Raw genomic sequence first — 18,694 nt, forward strand, 5'->3', positions numbered from 1 at the left:
GCCCCCTACTTCAGGTAGGCGGACAGCGGGATGTTCTGCTCGCGCAGGGCGGTGGCGATCAGGCCGGCGATCCGGTTGGCCCCGGCCGCCTCGAAGTGGGTGTGGTCGTTGCAGAAGAACGCGCCGACCGCGCCCGAGGTGTAGTCGCCGTTGTTCGGACACAACTTCAGCTGGTTGTAGAGGGCGACGCTGCGGGCGTGCAGATCGATCACCGGTACGCCGTTGGCGGCCGCCGCGTCCCTGGTCTCGGTGACGAAGCCACGGTTGCCGACGGCGGTGCTGCCGCTGCAGGTGATCGCGGCGACCGGGGTGACCAGGATCGGTTTCACACCTCGGGCCTTCGCCGCCGACGCCATCACCCCGAGCAGCTGCTTGAACCGGGCCGGGCCGACGTGCCGCGGGCAGGTCGTGGAGCCGTCGTTGATGCCGAACTGGATGATCAGGTAGTCGCCGGACTTGAAGCCGGTGCTGGTGTTCAGCATCGCCGTCCACCGCGAGCTGTAGGCGGTGGAGCTGAGCACGCACTCGCCGGTGGAGTCCTTGGTGCTCGTCACGTTGCCCTCGTAGAGCCACGTCTGGATGCTGCGGCCGCCGACCGCACTGTTCTGCACGGTGGCGTCGGTGGTCAGGTAGGACCCGAACTGGCTTCCCCAGCCGATCGGGCACGCGCTCGCGTTGGCCATCGTGGAGTCGCCGGCCATCCACACCTTGACGGCCGGGGCGGCCGCGGCCACCGGCGTGCCGGGGACGGCGCAGGTCGGGGTGGCCGCGTGTGCGGCGGGGGCGCTGAGGCAGCCGGCCAGCAGGGTCATGGCGGTGGCCGCGAGGGAAGCCAGCATGATCGCTCCTACAGTTTCGCGGTGAGGACCGGGGCAAGCCGGTCGGTGACGGCCTGATGGCCCTTGTCGTTGGGGTGCACCGAGTCGCTGAGGCCGTCCGGCGGCAGCCAGCCGGTCGTGTCGACGTAGAACACCGCGGCGTCACCGGCGGCGTTGCGGGCCTGCACGGCGGCCTGCGTCTCGGTGGCGTAGCGGCCGATGAACGTACGCAGGGCGAAGATCTTGGCGTTCGGGAACCTCGCCCGGACCCGGGTGAGGAAGGTGGTGTACTTCGCCTGGAAGTCCGGGCCGGTCACGCCGTGGCTGCGGTCGTTGGTGCCCAGGTTGATCACCACGCCGGCGGCGGTGTAGCGGGCGAAGTCCCACGCCGCGGTGCCGGCCTGCCCGCCGCTGGCCATCCAGTACCGGGTCTCGTGCGCCCAGCACCCGTCGGCGGTCTCGGACAGGCACATGCCACCGATCGCGATCTGGGTGTGGTCGAGGCCGAGCCGCTCACCGGTCCGGAAGCCGTAGCCGGTGACGGCCAGCTGGCTGCTCGTGGTGCCCGCGGTGATCGAGTCGCCGATGAACTCGACGAGTCCGGTGCGGGCCGGCGCCTTGAACGTGGTGGCGCCGGCGTCGAGGGTGAGGCCCTGGAAGACCGCGTCGCCGGTGTAGGAGCCGGCCACCTGCCGGTAGCTGACGATCAGCGTGTGGTTGCCCGCGGCCAGCGCGGTCGGCGTCAGGTTGATCGTGCCGGAGCCCTTGAACGCGGTGAACGCCCGACCGTCGATGGAGGCCCACAGGTCGACGGTGTTGCGCTGCTTGAGTTTCACGGTCCGGCCGGTGAAACCGACCCGGAGGTACGCCCCGGCCCAGTACGGCACGTATGCCGAGGCGTTCGTGGTGTTCCATCGCCCGACGAAACTGATGTTGGTGTCGCCGGGGGTGCCGTCACCGGCCGCGGCCCGGGCCGGAGCGGCGGGGGCCACGATCGCCAGGGCGATCAGGACGGCCCCGAGCAGACGACCTCGCATGACACGACTCCTCCCTGGGAGCGTTCCCAGACAGCGGTGGGTCGTATCGTCACCTGCGTATCGAACTATGTCAATTAATGCAACGCGTGTGATCTGCGTGAAACGGACGGGGCCGACGACAGGCGGTGCGCGGCCGAGTTGGCGCGGTAGGCGGACTTCGCCGGCTTGCGTACCGGTGCCGGCGGGGTGGCCGCCGGCGGGGCCGGCATGGGCTCCGGCAGAGGCGGCTCCGAGCGGCAGTCCTTACGCGGTCCCGGTAACCCGGGCAGTGCGGCGTTGCAGCCGAGCCGCAGGGTTGCCGAGGTCAGCGCGCGGGTGCCGCCGGCACTGCTCCGGCGCGCCGGGCCGAACGGGCTGAGCAGCCACCAGACGATCGCGGCCAGCGCCGGAAGGACGGCGAACAACGGCCACCTGATCATTAAAACGGAGACGATCTTCATCGTACGGCTACCTTCCTCCGGAGACTCCAGGCGAATGATTGGAAAGAACCGTAAGCCGTGACGGCTCTTTCAGTAATCGTTCGTCAGGGGTCATCCGAAAGTCGAACCGCGCTCCAGGGTGGCAATGTCACACGAGACCCGAGAATTTCTCATCGCCGCAGGTCCAGGCGAAGCGGGGGTGCCTACGTGATTGCTCGCCGATTCGGACTAACCCATTCGAATAATCCGTCGATGAAGGCTTCCCGGGCTATTCCTGAGCGCCACGCGAGCGCTATACGGTGACCGGCGCCGCTGAAGAGATGATTTCCGGCTTCCGACAAAACCAAGGACTGACAAGTGTCGAATTCACGCCGAGGAGCGTTCGCCGCCGCCCTGGTCGCCGCAGTGGTCGGCTCGATCGGGCTCGCCTCCACCCTCAACGCCGGAGCGGAGGAGGTTCCGGCGCCGCCCCCGGTCACCGAGTCGGCGACTCCGGAGGCCGAACCCGAGCCGGAACTCGTGCCTCCACCGAGACTGCCCTGGGGGCAGACGCCGAACAGTCTCGAGGTCGGTGCCGACGGCGCCAGCAGCCAGGTGCTCAAGGCGGAGGGCCTGGACGCGGCCGCACCCGGCCCCGACGGCGAACCGGCCACCGAGGAGTACGCGCCCAAAGGGCGTTCCTCCCGCTCCGGGGTCCTGAGGTCCGCGCCGACCGAGGTCGTCCCGCCGAAGCCGCCGGCCGCCGGAACCGCCGCCGCCCAGGCCCTGGCCACGCAGACCGTCTACTTCCACTACAACGTCGGTTCCCAGTCCGCGGTTACTGACGGCGCCTATGCCAACTTCTCCATCAACAAGCCCACCCTGGCCACCGCCGACTACCACACCTTGGCCGAGGTGGCCGTGCAGTCGGCCGACGGCACCCAGATCGTCGAGGTCGGCTGGAACGTCGACCGGGTCGTCAACGGCGACTCCGACCCGCACCTGTTCGTCTACCACTGGATCAACGGGCAGTCCCAGTGCTACAACGGCTGCGGTTTCGTCCAGTACAGCTCGAACGTCAGCCCCGGCGACACGCTGCCGCAGGACACCACCAAGCGGATGGGCGTGCAGTACTACAGCGGCGCCTGGTGGATCGCCTACGACACCGAGTGGGTCGGCTACTTCCCCGGCTCCCGCTGGTCGAACAACTTCACCCAGAGCGGCATGGTCCAGGTCTTCGGCGAGGTGGCCGCGGCCAGCAACTCCCCCTGCTCCGCCATGGGCAACGGCCTGCACGGCGCCTCGGACAGCGGCTCGGCGCGCATCGGCAGCGTCAGCTTCATCAACGGCCCCGCCGTCGACCTGTACGTGCGCAGCCTCAGCAACCACTACGACGTCGCCAAACTGAGCGGCCGCACCTTCCGCTACGGCGGTCCCGGAGCCTGCTGAGCCGGCCGGAGGACCGATGCCCGCTCCCCGTCCCGGGAGCGGGCATCGGGGCGCTCCGGGCGAGCGTCGCGGTGCTACGTTCGGGCCGGTGAGAGCCGTCCTGCACGACCGGTACGGACCGCCCGGCGTGCTGCGCGTCGAGGAGATACCCGTCCCGGTGCCCGCCGCCGGGCAGGTGCTCGTCCGGGTCGCGGCCACCTCGGTCAACCTCAGCGACTGGGAGACCCTGCGGGGCACGCCCTTCTACTCGCGCCTCGGCGGCCTGCGCCGCCCGGCCCGCCCGGTCCTCGGCTCCGACATCGCCGGCCGGGTCGAGGCGGTCGGCCCCGGCGTCACCCGGTTCCGGCCCGGCGACGAGGTGTACGGGGACAATCTCGCCCTCAAAGGCGGATTCGCCGAGTACGCCGTCGCCGGCGAGAAGGCCCTCGCCCACAAGCCACCGGAGCTCGGGTTCGCCGAGGCCTCCGCGATCCCGCAGGCCGGAGTGATCGCGATGCAGGGCGTCGCCGGTGCCGGCCACGGACAGCGCGTCCTGATCAACGGGGCCGGCGGTGGCTCCGGGGCGTTCGCCATCCAGCTCGCCAAGCAGGCCGGCGCCGACGTGACCGGTGTCGACAACGAGCACAAACTCGCCTTCATGCGTTCGGTGGGCGCGGATCACGTCATCGACTACCGGCGCGACGACTTCACCCGTACCGGACCGTACGATCTGATCCTCGATCTCGTCGCCCACCGCTCCGTCTTCGCCTACCGCCGGGCCCTGGCCGCCGGCGGCCGTTATCGCTGTGTCGGCGGCTCCACCCGCACGCTGCTGCGGGTCCTGACGATCGGCCCGTTCACCGGCCGCCGGATCGGCGTGCTGGCGGTCAGGGAAGGCCCGGCCCACTTCGTTCCGGTCGCCGACCGCTGCGTGGCCGGTGACCTGGTCATCCACCTCGACCGCACCTTCACCCTCGATCAGGTGCCGGAGGCGCTGACCCACGTCGGCGAGGGCCGGGCACTCGGCAAGGTCGTGATCGTCCCGGCGGCCTGAGAAGTCGACCACATTGGACTATTCTCTGGTAGTCCGATAGGGAATGGCCGGGGAGACGAACATGCTGGGACGCACTCGAAAGGCGGCGCTGCTCGCGGCGGCCGTGACACTGGCGATCACCGGATGCGCCAAGGAGGACACCGGCGGCACCACCGCGAGCGGGGTTCCGCTCATCAAGACCGGTGCACTGACCACCTGCACCCACCTGCCCTACGCGCCGTTCCAGTCCAAGGACGCGTCCGGCAAGGTCGTCGGCTTCGACGTCGCGCTCATCGACCTGGTCGCCACGAAACTCGGCGTCACCCAGGAGATCGTCGACACGCCGTTCGAGGGCATCAAGTCCGGTACCGACCTCAACGCCGGCAAGTGCGACGTCGCCGCGGCCGGCATGACCATCACCGACGAGCGCAAGAAGGTGCTCGACTTCTCCGTGCCCTACTTCGACGCCACCCAGGCGCTCGCCGTCGGCACCGGCAGCACGCTCAAGACGCTGGAGGAGTTCGCCGGCAAACGCCTCGGCGTGCAGGGCGGCACCACCGGCGAGGAGTACATCAAGACCCAGGTCGCCGAGAAGAAGCTCGACGTCGAGGTGGTCTCCTACAAGGATCTCGCCGCGCTCCAGCAGGCTCTCGCCACCAACCAGGTCGAGGGCGCGGTCAACGACCTGCCGGTCTGGAACGAGTACATCAAGGCCAACCCGGGCAAGGTCACCGTCGCGGCCGGCTTCGACACCGGCGAGCAGTACGGCTTCGCCGTCAAGAAGGGCAACGCGGCGCTGCTCACCGCGGTCGACGAAGCCATCAGGACCGCCAAGTCGGATGGTACGTACGACAAGCTCTACGCCACCTGGATCGGGGACAAACCCACCGCATGAGCCTGAGCCCACGACGCCGGCGGCAGATCTTCCGTGCCGCCGGCTACGTCCTGTTCGCCGCGGCGATCGGCGCCGTGGTCCTCGCCGCCGACTGGGGGCGGCTGTCCGACGCGTTCCTGCGGCTCGACATCGCCGGGAGCATGTTCCCCGAGGCGATCACCGTCGCCCTGTGGAACACGATCGTCTACACGCTGCTGGCCTTCGTGTTCGGCCTGACGCTCGGGCTCGGGCTCGCGTTGATGCGCCTGTCGTCGATCCTGCCGTACCGGTGGTTCGCGATCGGCTACATCGAGCTGTTCCGGGGGCTGCCGGCCCTGCTCGTGCTGTTCATGGTCGGGTACGGCGTACCCCTGGCGTTCCCGGACCGGGAGATTCCCGGCGGCGTCTACGGATCGGTGGCCGTCGGCCTCGGCCTGACCGCCGCCGCCTACATGGCCGAGACCATCCGGGCCGGCATCCAGGCCGTCCCGAAAGGGCAGCTGGAAGCCGCCCGCACGCTCGGCATGTCGCATCCCCGCGCGATGATCTCGATCATCCTGCCGCAGGCGTTCCGGATCGTCATCCCGCCGCTCACCAACGAGATCATCCTGCTGACCAAGGACACCTCCCTGGTGTACGTGCTGGGCGTCACCGCGACCACGATCGAACTGACCAAGTTCGCCGGGGACACCCTCAACACCCGGGTCAACCCCACCCCGCTGGTCATCGCCGGGCTGCTCTACCTGGCGATCACGTTGCCGCTGTCACAGCTGGTCCGCGGGCTGGAACGCCGCGCCGGAAGGGAGAGGTGATGTCGACGATCGAGATCAGCGGCCTGCACAAGTCGTTCGGCGCGCTGGAGGTGCTGCGCGGCATCGACCTGGCCGTCGAGCCCGGCGAGGTGGTCTGCGTCATCGGGCCGTCCGGCTCCGGCAAGTCGACACTGCTGCGCTGTGTGAACCTGCTGGAGCAGCCGACGTCCGGTTCGATCCGGGTGGCCGGCGTCGAGGTCACCGATCCGGACTGCGACATCGACGCCGTACGCCGCGGGATCGGCATGGTGTTCCAGCAGTTCAACCTGTTCGGCCACCTGACCGTGCGGGAGAACGTGACCATCGCGCAGCGGCGGGTCCTCAAGCGCAGCCGCGCCGACGCCGCCGAGATCGCCACGGCGAACCTGTCCCGCGTCGGGCTGCTCGACAAGGCCGGCTCCTACCCGGCGCAGCTGTCCGGCGGGCAGCAGCAGCGGGTCGCCATCGCCCGGGCCCTGGCCATGGACCCGCGGCTGATGCTCTTCGACGAGCCGACCAGCGCCCTCGACCCGGAACTCGTCGGTGAGGTGCTCGCCGTCATGCGCGGCCTCGCCGCCGAGGGCATGACCATGCTCGTCGTCACCCACGAGATGGCGTTCGCCCGCGAGGTCGCCTCCCGGGTGGTGTTCATGGACGGTGGTGTCATCGTCGAGCAGGGGCCGCCCGCCGAGGTGTTCGGCACACCGCGCGAGGAGCGCACCCGCGCGTTCCTGCACCGGGTGCTCGAACCGGCCCGGGTCAGTGAGAACGAGATCGGCGCCCAGCGCAAGGAGTGACGACCATCCTGAGACGGCCGTCGCGCACCGCGGCGGCCGTTGAGCCTCTGCCCAGGTCCCGCCGTACCCCTCAACGCATACCCATGGCGGAAAGGGTGAGGCAAATGGCTACACGGAGTAATCGGTCTCGACGCATCATGCTGTTCGGGATCAGCACGGCGGTCGTGGTCGTCGGAGCGGCGGTGACGCCCCAGGCGTTCGCCGCCACCCGGTTCGGCTTCTTCGGCTCCCGCAACAACGCGGCCGCACCGGCCGCGGGCGACGGCGACTGCACCGATGTGCAACTCGTCTTCGCCCGTGGCACCGGTGAACCGCAGGGCCTCGGTATCGTCGGCCGGCCCCTGGCCCAGGAGCTCGCCTCCGAGCTGCCCGGCCGGACGGTCAGCTCGTTCGCCGTCGTCTACGCGGCCGCGGGCAACCAGCGCAGCGCCGGGCCCGGCGCCACCAACATGAGCCAGCACATCGCGTCGGTCGCCGCCGCGTGTCCGGAGACGCGGTTCGTCATCGGCGGCTACTCGCAGGGCGCCAGCGTCACCGACATCGCGATGGGCATCCGCGGCGCCGGCACGGCGGGCGAGGCGATAGACGCGAACCTGACCGACCGGGTGTCGGCCGTCGTCGTCTTCGGCAACCCACTGGGCCTCCAGCGGCGCACCATCGCCGGCAGCAGTGCCGAGTTCGGACCGAAGGCCAAGGAGTTCTGCAACAACGGCGACCCGGTCTGCGGCGGCGGCAACAACTTCGCGGCACACCTGGCCTACCCGCGCAACGGCACCGTCCAGCAGGCCGCGGAGTTCGCCGCCGGTCTGATCGAGGGGAGCTGACACCCGGGTTTCCGATGGCGGTCACCGGGCAATCCACAGGGCATGTTCCCAGCGGAGAACCTGCGTGACTGGCGTGGCGAGAACGTCGTCGACCCGCAAGGCGACAAGATCGGCGACCTGGAGGCGGTCTACGTCGACACGGTCGACGACGAGCCGGCCTTCGCCACCGTGCGGGTCGGCTTCATCGGCCGGCACCGGCTCGTCTTCGTCCCCCTGGCCGGCGCGACCGTGAGTCCCAAGGCGATCCGCGTCCGCTACGACAAGAAGCTGGTCGGCAACGCGCCCGGCATCGACCTCGACGGGGAGTTGGCGGCCGCTGACGAGCCTGCGGTCTTCGCTCACTACGGACTGCCCTACCAGGCGGGACCTACGGGAGCCCGCAGGCTCGGCCGACGCTGAAACGCGACCTATGTGCGGGTGTGGTGTACCTTGCCGCTGGTTCACCGTTTTCGCATTGAGGGAGAGCGATGTCAGCCAGCATGTCCCGCAGATCGGCGCTCGGTCTGGGCGCTGTGGCAGCTGCCGCCGGAGCCGGTGTGAGCAGCCCCGCCCAGGCCGCGCCGAGAGGACCGGCACGCATCCGCAAGGTGTACGAGAAGGAGAAACGCAAGGCCGGCGGGGTCTGGCACACCCACATCGCCGCGGTCGGGGCCAGCGGCGGCCCCGAGCCGATCGTCGAGGACGACGCCGACCACGTCACCTACGGCTACAGCGTGCAGAAACTCGCCGTGGCCACGGCGGTCATGGACAAGATCGACCGCGGGCAGCTGACCCTCGGCACCAAGCTGGACCTGCAGGCCGACATCATCCTCGGCGGCTCCGGCATCTACCACCTGCACCGGGTGTGGGGTGACGACATCACCGTCGCCAACTTCCTCACCGCGATGCTGCTGGTCTCGGACAACACGGCCGTGCGGATGTGCGGCCGTGTCGTCCCGGCCCTGGAGATCAACGAGATCCTGGCAGCCAAGGGGTTCGTGCACACCCGGGTCGAGCCGGTCGCCAACCCCAACCGCTTCTTCCTGGGTACGACCACCCCGCGCGAGATGCACGACCTGCTGTGGCGGCTGGCCACCAAGACGCTGCTGTCACCGTCGTCGTGCGACTTCCTGCTCGGTGTCACCCGCTGGCTCAACGGCTACCACGACGGGGTCCGCCGGGTGATGTCGTCACGGGAGCGGGAGCGGGTCGCCACCAAGTACGGCGCCGACTTCAACGAGCTGGGGGAGTCCCGGCACGAGGCCGGCATCATGTTCGGTGCCGACGGCACGCCGCTGCTGACGTACGCGATGTTCGCCGAGGGCCTCGGCGACCCGGAGAACTACGGCGCCACCCACCCGGCCGTCGAGGCGCACGCCAGGATCGGCCGCACCCTGTTCGACAACCTGCCCACCCCGGCCCCGGCGCTCCGCGAGGCGGCACCCCGGACCGCACCCAGGCCGTTCCACCCGGTCAAGGGCGGCTGACGCCAGATCGCCGGCCGTCGCTCAGACACATCATGAGTGGCCGGTAACCGGCCTGAGCGACGGCCGGCGATCTGACCAGCTACCGGTACAGGAGCGGGCCCGGCCGAGGAAGCCGGCGTCGTCGCCCCGTCAACCCGAGCTCACCGCCGGCACCGGCGGTCACCCCGCGATCACGTCGGGCAGCACATACGATGGGCGTCGATTCGCGGGAGGACGCAGCGTGAGTGCAGAGGTGTTCCGACGGCCGCCACGTCAGGCGGGACCCCCGCCACCGGGTGCGGAGGTGCTACTCGAGTCGCGGGACTACCTGCGGTTCCTCGCCGGGCAGCGGACCGCCCTGCTGTGGCGGCACCCCGAGCCCGAGGCGCTGGCGTCGGTGGCCGGATCGCCGCGGATGTGGGAGCGCCGGGCCGGTGACGACGACTTCGCCGAGGTCCGCGTCGCGGTGGGCGGGCACCGGCTGCCGGCCGGCCTCGTCGTCCCCGAGGCGGCGCCGTCCACCGCCGGGCCGCTGCCGGGCCTGCCGGTCGCGGTGCGGCTCCGCGAGTACCGCAGGGTGCTGCTACGCGGTCACCGCGAGCCGGTGACCGGCCTGGCCCGGGCTCTGATCGGCCAGCTCGCCACCCTGCACGCCCCGGACGATCTGCGCCTGGCCGTGGTCGCCGCCCCGGAGCGCCGCGCCGGCTGGGACTGGCTGCTGTGGTTGCCGCACACCCACACCGGGGTCGCCGGCGGCCGTCTGATCTTCGACACCGTGGCCGATCTCGATCGGGCTCTCGCGGCCGAGCCACCGGGCGTCCCGGTGGTGGCGGTCCTGGACGGTGCCGACCACGCCGGGCCGGTTCCGGAGAGCTTGACGGTGGTCGAGCTCGCCGGCCCGCCGGAGCCCGGTGCCGGGTCCGGTGCCATGCCCTCGCTGCTGCGGCTGGACGTCTCGCCGGCGTCGCTCACCGTCGACACCGGGCTCTGGGTGACGTCCCTGGGCCGGCCCGACACCCTGAGCGCGATGCAGGCCGAGCAGACGGCCCAGCAGATCGCCCTCAACCACCTGTCCGGTCCGTCCACCGATCCGGTGCCACCGATGGAGCCCGTCCCGGCCGTCGAGCCCGTGCCGCCCGTCGAGCCCGTGCCGCCCGTCGAGGAGGAGCCGCCGGTTCCGGCGCGCGTCAACGAGCTGCCCGATCTGCTGGACCTCGGCGACCCGGCCACCCTCGACCCCGACGTCGTCCGGGCGCGCGGCACCGGGCTGCGCATCCCGCTCGGCCTGTCCCCGGGCGGCGCGGTCGTCGACCTGGACCTCGGCACCATGGGTCCGCACGGCCTGGTCGTCGGCGCCACCGGCTCCGGCAAGAGCGAGCTGCTGCGTACCATCGTCACCGCTCTCGCCGTCACGAACCCGCCCGAGGACCTCAATCTCGTCCTGGTCGACTACCGCGGCAGCGCGACCTTCGCCGGGTTCGCGCCGCTGCCGCACATCAGTGCCGTGATGGGCCACACCGACGAGCCGGCCGCCGTCGCGCGCCTGCACAGCGCCCTCGCCGGTGAGCTGGACCGGCGGCAGAGGGCGATCGGCGACGGCGCCACGCTGCCCCGGCTGCTGGTGATCTGCGACGAGTTCACCGAGCTGATCGAGCAGCGGCCCGATCTGCTCGACCTGTTCGTCGAGATCGGCCGGTCGGGGCATGCGCTCGGCGTACATCTGCTGCTGGCCACGCAGCGGCTCGAGGAGGGCCGCCTGCGTGGCCTGGACGCCCACCTGTCGTACCGCATCGCCCTGCGCACCTTCTCCGTCGCCGAGAGCCGGGCCGTGCTCGGCGTCCCGGATGCCTACGACCTGCCGCGACTGCCCGGCACCGGTCTGCTGCGCGTCGGCGCCGACCCGGTGATCCCGTTCCGCGCCACCTACGTCTCCGGCCGCCACGACCTCGCCCACGATGACGGCCGGGTCTGGGGCCCCAGCCTCGCCGACGTGGTCATCGGCCGTCTCGCCGGGCACGGGCGGCCCGCCCACCAGGTCTGGCTGCCGCCGCTCACCGAGGCACCGAGCCTCGGCGAGCTGCTCGGTGACCTGCACGTGGTCGCCGGGCGCGGCCTGGTCGCCGACGGCTGGCCGGACAGCGGGCGGCTGCGGGTGCCGCTCGGTGTCGTCGACCGGCCGTTCGAGCAGCGCAGGGACACGCTCGTCCTGGAGCCGGGCAACCTGGCCGTGGTCGGCGCCCCGCAGTCGGGCAAGAGCACCCTGCTGAGGACCCTGATCAGCGCGCTGGCGCTCACCCACAGCCCCCGCGAGGTGCAGTTCTACTGCCTCGACTTCAGCGCCGGGGGACTGCACAGCCTCGACGGGCTGCCGCACCTGTCCGGCGTCGCCGGGCGGACCGAGCCGGACACCGTCCGCCGCATCGTCGCCGAGGTGAGCGCCCTGGTCGAGGAGCGGTCCGCGCGACGGATCGACTCGTTCGCCGCCTACCGGCGCAAGCGGGCGTCCGGCGAGGTGACCGACGACCCGTTCGGCGACGTCTTCCTGGTCGTCGACGGCTGGGCGGCGCTGCGCCGCGACTTCGAGGAACTGGAGCAGGCCGTCGTCGACCTGGCGACCCGCGGTCTCGGCCTCGGCGTCCACGTGGTGATCGCCACGAACCGGTGGAGCGAGATCCGGCTCGGCATGCGGGACCTGTTCGGCGACCGGCTGGAACTGCGGCTCGGCGACCCGGCCGACTCGGTGATCGACCGCCGGGCCGCGAGCGACGTGCCCGGTGGGCGCCCGGGCCGCGGCCTGACCCCGGACCGGCTGCACTTCCTGGCCGCGCTGCCCCGCATCGACGGATCCACCGAGCCCACCGACATCGGCGAGGGCGTCACCGACCTGGCCGGCCGGGTCAAGGCGGCCTGGCCCGACGACCCGGCACCCCGGGTGCGGCTGCTGCCCGCCCTGATCCCGGCCGCCGACCTGGCCGGCGCACCCGGCCTGCCTCTCGGTCTCGACGAGGCGGGCCTGGCGCCGGTCTCGTTCGACCCGGTCGCCGACCGCCACCTGGTGATCTTCGGCGACGGCGAGTGCGGCAAGACGAACCTGCTGCGCCTGATCGCCCGCGCCGTGGCCGCGCGGTACACGCTCGCCGAGGCCCGGGTGGTGCTGGTCGACTACCGGCGTAACCTGCGCGGCGCCATCGACGGCGAGCACCTGCTGGTCCACGCCACGACCGGCCAGCACCTGGCCGACAACATCGAGTCGATCTACGCGGCCATGGCCCGGCGGCTGCCCGGCCCCGACGTCACCGCCGAGCAGCTGCGCGACCGCAGCTGGTGGAGCGGTCCTGAGCTGTACATCCTGGTCGACGACTACGACCTGGTGGCCACCGGTGGCGGTAATCCGCTGGGACGGCTGGCCGAGCTGCTGCCCTACTCGCACGACATCGGACTGCACCTGATCATCGCGCGGCGGGCCGGAGGCGCCGGCCGGGCCCTGTACGAGCCGCTGCTGCTGCGCCTGCGTGAACTCTCCGTCCCCGCGCTGATCATGTCCGGCAATCGGGAGGAGGGCCAGCTCTTCGGCACCGTACGGCCCAGCCCGCAGCCACCCGGCCGGGGCTTCCTGGTGCGCCGCTCCGACGGCGTCACCCTGGTGCAGACGGCCTGGAGTGACCCGGACTCTCCGGCCTAGCAAGACTGGAATCGATCAAAGAAGTGCCGTGCGGCTAGCGAAATGCCGATGCGTGTGGTTCGATTTGGAGCGAAAGGCCGGGCATCTCCCCCCGTGGATGCCCGGCCTTTCTCATGTGCGGTTCCGGGCGGAGCGGGGCCGTGCATCATCTGCCCTCTCCGGCACCTACCGATCAGTAGGTGCGAATTCCGGCAATCCCTATCTCAGGCATGTGTACGGGCCGGACTCAGGGTCATGTTCGTCACAAACCGCTTCCAAGCTTGGGCATATATGGATGAGCGGGTAACTGCAGGCGCTGGCGGACTCGTATGATCCTCGCCATGTCAAGCCAGCCGCACCTCGCGGAGACCGAGAAAATCAACCTGCCGGGGCAGGTGCCACAGCCGCCCAAGCACAAGAAGCCGCGCAAGCGCCTGCGGTACGTCCTCATCGGTCTGCTGGTGGTCGTGCTGCTCGGTGTCGGCGGCGCCCTCGCCGGTGGCCTCTACCTTCGTTCCGTCGAGAAAGGCATCGAGCGCGTCGATGCCTTCGACGACGTGCCCGAGGCGGAGCGCCCGCAGAAGGTCGCCACCGAGGCCCGCAACATCCTGCTGCTCGGCAGTGACTCGCGTGACCCGGAGAACACCGGTGGTTCCCGGAGCGACACGATCATCGTGGCGCACCTGACCGCCGACCGGTCCAGTGCGCAGCTCATCTCGATCCCGCGTGACACCTGGGTCAACGTGCCGAAGAGCAAGGACGGTCAGCACGGCGGCCGCGATGCGAAGATCAACGCTTCGTATGCGTGGGGTGGCATCCCGCTGGTCGTGCAGACCGTCGAGAAGTACACCGGTGTCCGGATCGACAACGTGGCGATCATCGACTTCGCCGGCTTCAAGGAGATCGTCGACGCCCTCGGTGGCATCGACGTCGACATCGAGCAGAACTTCACCTCGATCCACGAGCCGTTCCGCAAGTTCGAGAAGGGCATGCAGCACCTGGACGGTGCCGAGGCGCTCGACTACGCCCGGCAGCGCAAGCAGTTCGCCGACGGCGACTTCGCCCGCATCCGTCACCAGCAGCAGGTGATCCGGGCGATCCTGGACAAGGCCGCCACCGGCGGGACCCTGGCGAACCCGAGCAAGCTCACCGACTTCCTCGAGGCGACCGCGGACGCGGTGTCGGTCGACAAGACCATGTCGATCATCGACACGGCCACCCAGATGCGCGGCCTGCGCAGCGGCAACCTCACCTTCCTGACCAACCCCACCAAGGGGACCGGCCGGGTGGGCAGCGAGAGCGTCGTCTTCGAGGACAAGGCGAAAGCCAAGGAGTTGTACGACGCGGTCAAGCGCGACTCGGTCTCGGAGATCCTGTCCGCCGCCAAGAAGTGACACGGCGGCGGATTCCGATGCGCGCGGTGATAGAGCAATCGATGTAGAGCCCTATAAGGAACACGGGGAGAGACGTGAATACGGGGAGCGCGTCCGCATCATCCGGACACGACAACGCCGTGGCGGCGGCGCATGCGTGGTGGGGGGAACCCCCTACCACTCCGCCAGAGTCGGAACCGGAGCCGGAGCCTGACCCGGCGATCACCGCCCGCATCCCCGCGCCCCGCACGGCGCCGGAGGCGAGCACCACCCTGCCACCTCTACCGCCGCCGTCGACGTCGGTCATTCCGTACGCGGTGTCCAGCCCGTCCAAACGGACCCGCTGGCTGCGCGGCTGGATGCTGGTGGCGCCGGTCGACGCCGCGGCGCTGGCCGCGCCGATGCTGCTGACCCTGCAGTACTGGCGCGGCACGCTGACCATGGTGGTCGTCACGATCGCGTTCTTCGCGCTCGGCGGCCTCTACCGGGCCCGCCGCTACGTCAGCATCCTCGACGAGCTGCCGACCATCTGCGGGCGGCTGCTCGCGTCGTCGGCCGTCGTGGCGATCATCGCGGCGATGCGCCACGACTCGGTCGGCTACGTCGAGGGCTTCATGCGGTCGGTGGCGCTCTCGGCGGGGCTGGTCATCGTCGGGCGGACCCTCACCCGGACCGCCATCATCGTGGCCCGCCGGCGACGCTGGGTCGAGCACAACGCGATCATCATCGGCAGCGGCCCGATCGCGCTCGAACTGGCCCGCCTGCTGCGCCGCCACCCTCAGTACGGCCTGCGGTTCGCCGGCTGCATCGACACCGTCCCGGTCGAGGGGGCGCTCGTCAAACCGGCGGTCGCCGCGCTGCTCGGTGGGCTCGACAGTCTGGACCGCAGCATCGAGCTGGTCGACTGCGACGTGCTGATCGTCGCCGACTCGGCCAGTCCCGACGACGCCGTCCTGGCGGTGCTGGGTACCCCGGCCGGGATCAGCCGGGACGTCTGGATCGTACCCAGGCTGTGGGGTGCCGGTCTGGAGGGCGACGTGCCCGATCACATCGGCGCCATCCCGTTGCTGCACATGCGGCACAACGCGTTCGGCGGCCCGCGGTGGGCGGTCAAGCGCGGGTCCGACATCGCCCTGTCCGCGACCGCGCTGATCCTGCTCAGTCCGATCCTGCTGCTCTGCGCGATCGCGGTCTGGCTGGAGGGCCGCGGCCGGAGCGGTATCTTCTTCAAGCAGGAGCGTGTCGGCCACTACGGCAGGCCGTTCAACGTCATCAAATTCCGCTCGATGATGCCCCGCGACGAGAACGACTCGCAGACCACCTGGTCGATCGCCGGTGACAGCCGGGTCGGCCCGATCGGCCGGTTCCTGCGCCGCACCTCGGCCGACGAGCTGCCCCAGCTGTGGAACATCCTGCGCGGCGACATGACCATCGTCGGCCCCCGGCCGGAGCGGCCCTACTTCGTCGACCGGTTCTCCGCCGAACACCCCGAGTACGCGATGCGCCATCGCGTGCCGGTCGGCCTGACCGGCCTCGCACAGGTCAACGGCCTGCGCGGCGACACCCCGATCTCGGACCGGGCCCGGTTCGACAACTTCTACATCCAGCACTGGTCGCTGTGGCTGGACGTCAAGGTCATCCTGCGGACCATCAGCGAGGTGCTGCGCGGCGGAGGCCGCTGACCGTCACTCGGAGAACAGCGGCAGTGGTGTGGGCCGGTACCCGTCGAGGTACCGGTCCGCATCCGCTTTCAGCACCGAGGTGAGGACCGTGCCGAACACGTCCCGGAAGTCGACGGTCACCTTCAGATCGCCGTCGTCGAGGTCGGTCAGGCTCGGCTCGTCGCCGTAGAGCCCGCCGGTGACCGCGGGACCGGCCAGGAACACCGGACCGGCCGTGCCGTGGTCGGTGCCGTCCGACGCGTTCGCCTCCACCCGCCGGCCGAACTCGCTGTACACCAGCACCGACACCCGCTTGCCGGCCTCGCTGCGCGCCATCCGGCCCAGGAAGCCCGTCACCGCCCCGTCCAGCTGTTTCAGCAGGAGCTCGTGACCGGGCCGTTCCCCGGCGTGTGTGTCGAAACCACCCAGGCTCACCGAGTAGACTCGGGTCGGCACCCCGGCCTCCACGCACCGGGCGATCAGATCGAACTGCGAGGTCAGCGAATCCGCCCCGCCCGTCCCGGTGCCGGGCAGCGAATCACCGGGGACCGTCGACGACGCCGGCACCGTCCGGTTCGTCTCCTGCACCAGATTGTCGACACGGATCAGGTCCGCATACGTCCCCGCGACCCGCGCCATCAGGTCGGCCTCACCCGGCTCGGCCTGGCTGAACGCCGACAGCATCGCCGCCGTCACCCCGTCCGGCAGGCGCAGGCCGCCCATGTCGATGCACGCCCCGGCCCGGGTCTCGCCGACCAACAGCGGCGACAGCACCGGCTCGAAACTCACCGCGGTCTCCGCCGGCGCCTTCGTCCCGTCCAGCCAGCGGCCGATCCAGCCGGTCTGGATCGGCCGGGCCGGCGCCGCCGTCTGCCAGATGTCCATCGACCGGAAATGACTGCGGTCCGGGCGGGGGTAGCCCACCCCGCGCACGATCGCCAGCTGCTTGCTGTCCCACAGCTGTTTCAGGCCGCCCATCACCGGGTTGAGCCCGACCTCGCCGTCCAGGCGCAGCACGTCCTCCGGCGCATACGCCAGATCGGGCCGCGCCTTCCGGTACGCCGGATCGGTGTAGGGGATCACCGTGTTCAGGCCGTCGTTCCCGCCATACAGCGTGACGATGACCAGTTTGCCCTGCTTGACCCACTCGTCGTTGAACGTCGGCTGCTCCGGTGCCTTCGCGAACAGGGCGTGCAACCCCATCGCGCCGGCACCCGCGGCCAGGGCCGCCGCCCCGGTCACCCCGGAGGCCATCAGGAACTTGCGTCGCGTCACCAGGTCCATGTCACGTCACTAGATATTCCGGGCTGATCAGGCCGAGGGTCAGCAGCTCCCGGGGGTTCGCGGCATGCTTCAGCGCCGCGAAGGTCCGGTTCGACCAGGTGGGTACGGCCAGCAGGCTCGCCAGCGACTCGGGGCTGAGCGGACCGACACTCGCCAGGCCCGCCAGCCGGCCCGCCGTGGACAGCCGCAACTGCGCCGTCCCCGCGGTCAGCCACAGCGTCCCGGCCGGCCAGCCACCGACGCTCGGCGGGGAGAACGGAAGCTGACCGAGACGGCCCAGACCGTACAGAATCAGATCGACGGTCTCCTCGGGCAGGCTGCCCAGCCGCAGCCCGAGCTGGCGCATCGCCCCGACCAGCCACTCCACCGGCTGTTTCACCATCTGGCCGGCGGTCGCCTGGAAACCCTCGGAGCCGAACATCGCCGCGAGCATCGCCATCGAGTCGGGGAACGCCGCGACCATCGCGCTCTCCACCGCGGCCGGGATCGGCTGATGGGTCGACCCGTAACGGAACCACAGGCGGGCCGCCACGAACCGGCGGCACACCTCCTTGGAGAGCAGGAGATCCACCAGGGTGTCGGAGGTGTAGCGGCGCCGGACCCCCAGAATGGTCTTCTCGCCCGGGTCGTGCGACGCCTTCGAGAAGTAGGTGACCGCCCGGTTGTAGTCGATCTTCCACCCGGTCATCGCCCGGCCGGCGGCCTTGACGTCCTGCTCGGTGTAGTTGCCGATGCCGAGCATGAACAGCTCCATCAGCTCGCGGCCGAGATTCTCGTTCGGCGCGGAGCGGGTGTTGAGCTGGTTGTCGAGCCAGTAGTTGAGCGCCGGGTCACGCACCATCCGGTGCGACATCACGCCGAAGTCGGTGGTGCTGCGCAACGTCTGATGCTGCAGCATCATCAGCTGCGGGCGGATCACCTTGCCGATCGAGGTCGCCCAGTGCCCGTGCCAGAAGAAGATCAGCTTCTCCCTGGTCTGGTGGTCGGCGACCGTCATCCGGTCCAGCCACCACTGGGTGATCAGCCGGGTCTGCCGGCGGCGCTCGACGTCGACCGCCGCCCGCTGCGCGTCGGTCGGATTGCGGTAACGGTTGATCGGGTCCGCGCCGATCTGCGGCATCGGCGACGCCGAGGCGCCGACATCCGGTGTGGACGGAGCGGTCAGCGCCCGGACGGTCGCCTCGTAGCCGGCCAGGCGGGCCGCCGCCAGCTCCACCGGGGTGGGGCCGAAGCCCGCCCGGTGCAGCAGCAGTCCAATGTCACCGGCCAT

The 18,694-nt window shown here is 70.5% G+C and carries 16 protein-coding genes; 11 read left to right on the forward strand and 5 right to left on the reverse strand.

The genetic code is table 11. The features are described from left to right. Nucleotides 1–5: 5 nt before the first annotated feature. The 3 genes from ACFO0C_RS09325 to ACFO0C_RS09335 form a co-directional block, all read right to left on the reverse strand. Complete coding sequence (locus tag ACFO0C_RS09325; RefSeq protein WP_378066166.1) at nt 6–839, reverse strand: GDSL-type esterase/lipase family protein; 834 nt, start codon at nt 837–839, stop codon at nt 6–8. Between the two features lie 8 nt (nt 840–847). Beyond that, complete coding sequence (locus tag ACFO0C_RS09330) at nt 848–1,855, reverse strand: SGNH/GDSL hydrolase family protein (protein WP_378066167.1); 1,008 nt, start codon at nt 1,853–1,855, stop codon at nt 848–850. 74 nt (nt 1,856–1,929) lie between these two features. Then, nucleotides 1,930–2,295 carry a hypothetical protein gene (locus tag ACFO0C_RS09335; RefSeq protein ID WP_378066168.1) on the reverse strand — a complete coding sequence of 122 codons (366 nt, stop codon included), beginning with the start codon at nt 2,293–2,295 and terminating at the stop codon, nt 1,930–1,932. Between the two features lie 336 nt (nt 2,296–2,631). On the opposite strand from ACFO0C_RS09335, the gene ACFO0C_RS09340 reads away from it, so the two are divergent. From ACFO0C_RS09340 to ACFO0C_RS09390, 11 genes are all read left to right on the forward strand, one after another. Then, nucleotides 2,632–3,702: a neprosin family prolyl endopeptidase gene (locus tag ACFO0C_RS09340; protein WP_378066169.1), complete on the forward strand. Its 1,071-nt coding sequence runs from the start codon at nt 2,632–2,634 to the stop codon at nt 3,700–3,702. An 88-nt stretch (nt 3,703–3,790) separates the two neighbouring features. Then, nucleotides 3,791–4,735, forward strand: a complete 945-nt coding sequence (locus ACFO0C_RS09345; protein ID WP_378066170.1) for an NAD(P)-dependent alcohol dehydrogenase — start codon at nt 3,791–3,793, stop codon at nt 4,733–4,735. A 61-nt stretch (nt 4,736–4,796) separates the two neighbouring features. Beyond that, nucleotides 4,797–5,609, forward strand: a complete 813-nt coding sequence (locus ACFO0C_RS09350) for a transporter substrate-binding domain-containing protein (RefSeq protein WP_378066171.1) — start codon at nt 4,797–4,799, stop codon at nt 5,607–5,609. After that, nucleotides 5,606–6,400, forward strand: a complete 795-nt coding sequence (locus ACFO0C_RS09355; RefSeq protein ID WP_378066172.1) for an amino acid ABC transporter permease — start codon at nt 5,606–5,608, stop codon at nt 6,398–6,400. The genes ACFO0C_RS09350 and ACFO0C_RS09355 overlap by 4 nt, the downstream gene beginning before the upstream one ends. Further along, a complete protein-coding gene (locus ACFO0C_RS09360) occupies nt 6,400–7,176 on the forward strand; it encodes an amino acid ABC transporter ATP-binding protein (protein WP_378066173.1) in 777 nt (258 codons plus the stop codon). Before ACFO0C_RS09355 ends, ACFO0C_RS09360 begins: the two co-directional genes overlap by 1 nt. Nucleotides 7,177–7,313: 137 nt before the next feature. Next, nucleotides 7,314–8,000, forward strand: a complete 687-nt coding sequence (locus ACFO0C_RS09365) for a cutinase family protein (RefSeq protein WP_378066174.1) — start codon at nt 7,314–7,316, stop codon at nt 7,998–8,000. A gap of 42 nt (nt 8,001–8,042) precedes the next feature. Further along, complete coding sequence (locus tag ACFO0C_RS09370) at nt 8,043–8,399, forward strand: PRC-barrel domain-containing protein (protein WP_378066175.1); 357 nt, start codon at nt 8,043–8,045, stop codon at nt 8,397–8,399. A gap of 68 nt (nt 8,400–8,467) precedes the next feature. Then, nucleotides 8,468–9,466 carry a serine hydrolase gene (locus ACFO0C_RS09375; protein ID WP_378066176.1) on the forward strand — a complete coding sequence of 333 codons (999 nt, stop codon included), beginning with the start codon at nt 8,468–8,470 and terminating at the stop codon, nt 9,464–9,466. Nucleotides 9,467–9,749: 283 nt separating this feature from the next. Beyond that, entirely contained in the window at nt 9,750–13,127 is a 3,378-nt protein-coding gene (gene eccCb, locus ACFO0C_RS09380; RefSeq protein WP_378066177.1) for a type VII secretion protein EccCb, read from the forward strand. Between the two features lie 320 nt (nt 13,128–13,447). Continuing rightward, complete coding sequence (locus tag ACFO0C_RS09385; protein ID WP_378066178.1) at nt 13,448–14,500, forward strand: LCP family protein; 1,053 nt, start codon at nt 13,448–13,450, stop codon at nt 14,498–14,500. A 296-nt stretch (nt 14,501–14,796) separates the two neighbouring features. Then, nucleotides 14,797–16,161, forward strand: coding sequence for a sugar transferase (locus tag ACFO0C_RS09390; protein ID WP_378066179.1), 1,365 nt, complete (start codon nt 14,797–14,799; stop codon nt 16,159–16,161). A gap of 3 nt (nt 16,162–16,164) precedes the next feature. Here the strand turns inward: ACFO0C_RS09390 and ACFO0C_RS09395 are convergent, their stop codons facing one another. Both ACFO0C_RS09395 and ACFO0C_RS09400 read right to left on the reverse strand, forming a co-directional pair. After that, a complete protein-coding gene (locus ACFO0C_RS09395; RefSeq protein WP_378066180.1) occupies nt 16,165–17,424 on the reverse strand; it encodes a DUF1501 domain-containing protein in 1,260 nt (419 codons plus the stop codon). A gap of 1 nt (nt 17,425) precedes the next feature. Then, on the reverse strand, nt 17,426–18,694 hold the full coding sequence (locus tag ACFO0C_RS09400) for a DUF1800 domain-containing protein (protein WP_378066181.1): 1,269 nt from the start codon (nt 18,692–18,694) through the stop codon (nt 17,426–17,428).

The organism is Actinoplanes subglobosus, from assembly GCF_042650585.1.
GTDB classification, from domain to species: Bacteria; Actinomycetota; Actinomycetes; order Mycobacteriales; family Micromonosporaceae; genus Actinoplanes; species Actinoplanes subglobosus.

Bases quoted from the DNA above. Each gene is read 5' to 3' on its own strand.
- ACFO0C_RS09325 (WP_378066166.1), bottom strand. From the start codon at position 839: ATGCTGGCTTCCCTCGCGGCCACCGCCATGACCCTGCTGGCCGGCTGC.
- ACFO0C_RS09330 (WP_378066167.1), bottom strand. From the start codon at position 1,855: ATGCGAGGTCGTCTGCTCGGGGCCGTCCTGATCGCCCTGGCGATCGTG.
- ACFO0C_RS09335 (WP_378066168.1), bottom strand. From the start codon at position 2,295: ATGAAGATCGTCTCCGTTTTAATGATCAGGTGGCCGTTGTTCGCCGTC.
- ACFO0C_RS09350 (WP_378066171.1), top strand. From the start codon at position 4,797: ATGCTGGGACGCACTCGAAAGGCGGCGCTGCTCGCGGCGGCCGTGACA.
- ACFO0C_RS09355 (WP_378066172.1), top strand. From the start codon at position 5,606: ATGAGCCTGAGCCCACGACGCCGGCGGCAGATCTTCCGTGCCGCCGGC.
- ACFO0C_RS09360 (WP_378066173.1), top strand. From the start codon at position 6,400: ATGTCGACGATCGAGATCAGCGGCCTGCACAAGTCGTTCGGCGCGCTG.
- ACFO0C_RS09365 (WP_378066174.1), top strand. From the start codon at position 7,314: ATGCTGTTCGGGATCAGCACGGCGGTCGTGGTCGTCGGAGCGGCGGTG.
- ACFO0C_RS09370 (WP_378066175.1), top strand. From the start codon at position 8,043: ATGTTCCCAGCGGAGAACCTGCGTGACTGGCGTGGCGAGAACGTCGTC.
- ACFO0C_RS09375 (WP_378066176.1), top strand. From the start codon at position 8,468: ATGTCAGCCAGCATGTCCCGCAGATCGGCGCTCGGTCTGGGCGCTGTG.
- ACFO0C_RS09385 (WP_378066178.1), top strand. From the start codon at position 13,448: ATGTCAAGCCAGCCGCACCTCGCGGAGACCGAGAAAATCAACCTGCCG.
- ACFO0C_RS09395 (WP_378066180.1), bottom strand. From the start codon at position 17,424: ATGGACCTGGTGACGCGACGCAAGTTCCTGATGGCCTCCGGGGTGACC.
- ACFO0C_RS09400 (WP_378066181.1), bottom strand. From the start codon at position 18,694: ATGGCCGGTGACATTGGACTGCTGCTGCACCGGGCGGGCTTCGGCCCC.